Below are 4,393 nucleotides of genomic sequence, written 5' to 3'. Positions count from 1 at the left end.
GCCCCCTTCGCCGCGCGCCCCCCGCCGGGCGGGCCCGCGAAGGCCTGGGCTATGTCGAGCCAGCGGTCGGCGTCCTCGCCCTCGGCCTGCAGGGCGAGGTCGGCGCGGTGGGCACGCTGGGTGGCCAGGAGGCAGAAGTCGAGGGCGGGGCCGGTGACGCGGTCGCCGGCGTTGTCGGGTCCGTACGTCCACAACTCGCCTGAGGGGGAGGTCAGTTCGATGCGGAACTCCTCGAAGGGCGGGGTCAGTCCGTGCACCCCGAAGGCGAAGTCACGGGTGCGGACACCGAGGCGGACGATGTGCCGGATCCGGTCGGTCGCCGCACGGGTCACCCCCAGCGCGTCCGCCACGTCCAGTCCGTGCGCCCAGGTCTCCATGAGACGGGCGGTGGCCATGGAGGCGGTGGACATCGGCGGGCCGTACCAGGGGAAGCGGGCTCCCTCGGGAGCCTTCCGCAGGGCCTCGGCCAGATCCTCGCGTCCGGCCCGCCAGTAGGCGAGCAGTCGCGCCGGCGGCTTGCGGGCGCCCTCCGCCGCGCCGTCGTCCACGAAGTCCCCGGGGGCGGCCAGCGCCTTCTCGACCTCGCGGGAAAAGGCCTCCCGGTCGGTGACGGCGAGCAGGGAGGAGTGGTCGGTCCAGGCGAGGTGCGCGATCTGGTGGGCGACGGTCCAGCCGGGGGCGGGGGTCGCGAGCGCCCACTGTTCGGCGCTCAACTCGGCCACGAGCAGGTCGAGTTCCTCGCTCTCCGCACACAGGTCGTCGATGACGGGCGTGGGGTCTGCCATGGGGTGAGGATGGCAGGGCCCGGATAAACAAGCAAGCGTGATTGCATTTATTTGTACCGGCGAGGAAATTCGCGCGCGCCCGTCTCCGCGGCCGCAGTACCGTCGCCCGGTGATCGATGACGACGGTTGGTTCGGAGAGTCCGTCGCGGCGACGTACGACGAGTCGTCGGCGGCCATGTTCGCCCCCGAGGCGGTCGCGCCCGCCGTGGACGTGCTGGCGGAGCTGGCCGGAGACGGGCGGGCCCTGGAACTGGGCGTCGGCACCGGCCGGATCGCGCTGCCGCTGGCGGCGCGGGGCGTCGAGGTGCACGGCATCGAACTGTCCCGGGCGATGGCGGACCGGCTGCGGACCAAGCCCGGCGGAGACGCCGTCGGCGTGACGATCGGGGACTTCGCGACGGCCCGGGTGCCCGGCGCCTTCTCGGTGGCCTACCTGGTCTTCAACACGATCATGAACCTGACGACCCAGGACGCCCAGGTCGACTGCTTCCGCAACGTCGCGGCCCATCTGACGCCCGGCGGGACCTTCGTCGTCGAGGTCATGGTCCCCCAGCTGCGAAAACTCCCGCCCGGGCAGAACGCCGTCCCCTTCCACGTAGGCGAGACCCGCCTGGGCTTCGACACCTACGACACCGCCACGCAGGCCATGACCTCGCATCACGTCAGCGTCGAGGACGGCCGGGGCTCCTTCCGCTCGATCCCCTTCCGGTACGTGTGGCCCGCCGAGCTGGACCTCATGGCCCGACTGGCCGGGATGCGGCTGCGGGAGCGGTGGGCGGACTGGAGCCGCGCCCCCTTCACCGGCGACAGCGAGTCCCACGTCTCGGTGTGGGAGAAGACGGACTGACCGTCCGGCCCGCCGGCCCGCCGTGGACACGGGTCACACGGTCGCCTTGCCCCGCCCCACCTGCGTCCGGACCGCTCCCATGCTCGCCACGATCACGAGCGCCACGGCGAGCGCCTGGAGCGCGGAGAGGGCCTGGCCGAGGATCAGGAAGCCCGCGAGGGCGGCCAGGCCCGGCTCCAGGCTCATGAGGACCGCGAAGGTGGAGGCGGGCAGGCGGCGCAGGGCGAGGAGTTCGAGGGTGTAGGGCAGCACGGAGGACATCACGGCCACGGCCGCGCCGAGCGCCAGGGTCACGGGGTCCAGGAGCCTGGTGCCCGACTCCACGACACCGAACGGCAGGAACGCCAGCGCGCCGACCGCCATGGCCAGCGCGAGCCCGTCGGCCTGCGGGAAGCGGCGGCCGGTCCGCGCGCTGAAGACGATGTACGCCGCCCACATCGCCCCCGCGGCCAGCGCGAAGGCCACGCCCAGCGGGTCGAGGGCGCCGAAGTCCCCGCCGCCGAGGAGGAAGACGCCGGCGAGGGCGAGGGCGGCCCAGACGGCGTTGACCGCGCGGCGGGAGGCGAGCACCGAGAGGGTGAGCGGGCCGAGGACCTCCAGGGTGACCGCGGCCCCGAGGGGGATGCGGTCGACGGCCTGGTAGAAGAGGCCGTTCATCGCGGCCATGGCGAGACCGAAGACGACGACCGTGCCCCAGTCGGTGCGGGAGTGGCCGCGCAGCCGGGGGCGGCAGACCACGAGCAGCACGATCGCGGCGGCCAGCAGGCGCAGGGTCACCACCCCGAGCGCGCCGGCCCTCGGCATCAGGGTCACGGCCAGCGCCGCGCCGAACTGCACGGAGACACCGCCGGCGAGGACCAGCCCGACGGGACCGAGGGAGCCGAGGCGGCCGGGGCCGCCGGTGGGCGTCGTGGCGACCGGGAGCGGGGAGGACAGGTCGGTGCTGGGGGCGGTCACAGGGCTTCCAGGAGGTCAGGAGGTCGACTCGGGGGTACCGTTCATCACGCTGCACTTCTCGGTCCAGAGTAATGGACTTCGACAGGTGCGTAAACCCGGTATACGACTGTCCTGCGTGCGGCCCGCGTGCGGCCCGCGTGGGCAGTGTCAGTGCCGCACCATGAACACGTCGACGGGGTCCTCGCGCTCCATGACGAAGCCGTGCCGCTCGTAGAGCCGCCTGGCCGCGCTGCCCTGGAGGACGTTCAGGCGCACGGGCCGCCGTCCGTCGGCCTCGGCGCGGGCGAGCAGGGTGCGCAGGACGGCCGAGCCCAGGCCGCGGCCCTGGAATCCGGGGTCGATGAAGAAGTGCTCCAGCCAGTGCCCGTCCTCGGCCGGACGCAGCGCGACACAGCCCGCGAACCGGCCCTCGGTCTCCACGACCGACAGGTGCGCCGCGACGAAGGCGTCCCGGAACCGCTGCCGCACCCGCTCCTCGTCGAAGCGGCCCAGCCGCTCCAGGTCGGGCCGCAGCACCACGGCCCGCAGCTCGGCTATCGGCTCGGCGTCGGCCTCCGTCGCGGGCCGCAGCACCCAGGTACCCGTGTCCATGCCGGGAGTCTGCCAGCACGGCGCACCCGGGCCACCGCGCGTCCCGAGGGCCCAGGCTGGGGCGGGAGAGCCACCGGAGGGCCTCCCCCGCACCCGCCCGTTTCACAGCTCGGGCGGCAGCCCCTCCGCCAGGACCTCCGCCAGATGCCGGCCCCGCGCCCCCGCGAGCTGCTCCAGCTGGGTGCGGCAGGAGTAGCCGTCGGCCAGGACCACCGCGTCCTCGGGTGCCCGGCGTACCGAGGGCAGCAGTTGTTCCTCCGCGCAGGCCTCGGACACCTCGAAGTGGCCCTTCTCGAAGCCGAAGTTGCCCGCCAGACCGCAGCAGCCGCCGGTCAACTCGCCGGTGAGGCCCGCGGCCTCGCGCAGTCGGCGGTCGGCCGTGTCGCCCAGCACCGCGTGCTGGTGGCAGTGGGTCTGGCCGACGACCGGGCGGTCCAGGGCCGGCGGCCGCCAGTCGGGGGCCAGGCGCTCCAGGGCCTCCGCGAAGGTGAGGACCCGGGAGGCGAGGAGGGCGGCGCGCGGGTCGTCGTGCAGCAGCTCCGGCAGGTCGGTGCGGAGCGCGGCCGCGCAGCTCGGTTCCAGGACGACCACCGGCGCCGGGGTCTCCAGCACCGGGGACATCAGGTCGAGGGTGCGGCCCAACACCGTTCGCGCGCGGTCGAGTTGCCCCGTCGACACGTACGTCAGCCCGCAGCAGACCCGGCCCCGGCCGCGCAGCAGGGACACCGGGTCGAGGGCGACCGTACGGCCGTCGCCCACGGGCGGCTTCGCCAGGTGCACGGTGGGCGGCAGGGCCACCCGCAGCCCCGCCGCCTCCAGGACGCGTACGGCCGCCCGCCCCACGGACGGCGAGAGGTGCTCGGTGAAGGTGTCCGGCCACAGGACGACCAGGTCGCCGGTGCCGCGGGCGTCCCGCGCCGCCCCCCACCGGCTGAACGTCTCGGTCGCCACCCGCGGGATCCGCCGCTCGGCCGCGATCCCCCCGAGCCGCTTGGCGACGGCGGCCAACGGCCCCACGGAGGCGACTGCGTTGACCACCGGAGCCGCCCGCAGCCGGTCCACCCAGCGCAGCCACACCGGCAGCCGGCCCATGCTGTAGTGACCGGCCGGCCGGCGGCGCCCGGCGTAGTGGTGGTGCAGGAACTCCGCCTTGTACGTGGCCATGTCGACCCCGACCGGGCAGTCGGAGCGGCAGCCCTTGCAGGACAGGCAC

Annotated in this window: 5 protein-coding genes; 1 reads left to right on the top strand and 4 read right to left on the bottom strand. The window is 74.4% G+C overall.

The genetic code is table 11. From position 1 onward, the window contains the following. Window positions 1–785 (bottom strand): TIGR03084 family metal-binding protein (locus tag EHS43_RS38425; RefSeq protein ID WP_125195226.1); only part of this gene is annotated, 785 nt, incomplete at its 3' end. Between the two features lie 109 nt (window positions 786–894). On the opposite strand from EHS43_RS38425, the gene EHS43_RS38420 reads away from it, so the two are divergent. After that, window positions 895–1,632, top strand: coding sequence for a class I SAM-dependent methyltransferase (locus EHS43_RS38420; RefSeq protein ID WP_125195225.1), 738 nt, complete (start codon window positions 895–897; stop codon window positions 1,630–1,632). A gap of 33 nt (window positions 1,633–1,665) precedes the next feature. Here the strand turns inward: EHS43_RS38420 and EHS43_RS38415 are convergent, their stop codons facing one another. The 3 genes from EHS43_RS38415 to EHS43_RS38405 all read right to left on the bottom strand — a co-directional run. After that, a complete protein-coding gene (locus EHS43_RS38415; protein ID WP_260470910.1) occupies window positions 1,666–2,568 on the bottom strand; it encodes a DMT family transporter in 903 nt (300 codons plus the stop codon). 168 nt (window positions 2,569–2,736) lie between these two features. Then, window positions 2,737–3,180 (bottom strand): GNAT family N-acetyltransferase, encoded by a 444-nt coding sequence (locus tag EHS43_RS38410; protein WP_125195223.1) that lies wholly within the window; start codon window positions 3,178–3,180, stop codon window positions 2,737–2,739. Between the two features lie 102 nt (window positions 3,181–3,282). Then, on the bottom strand, window positions 3,283–4,393 hold a 1,111-nt coding region (locus tag EHS43_RS38405; protein ID WP_369009070.1), incomplete at its 5' end, for a (Fe-S)-binding protein.

The sequence above is a fragment of the Streptomyces sp. RP5T genome (assembly GCF_003933965.1).
GTDB lineage: Bacteria > Actinomycetota > Actinomycetes > Streptomycetales > Streptomycetaceae > Streptomyces.
Note: the sequence above shows the minus strand (reverse complement) of the source record. Positions and strands in the feature narration are given on the sequence as shown.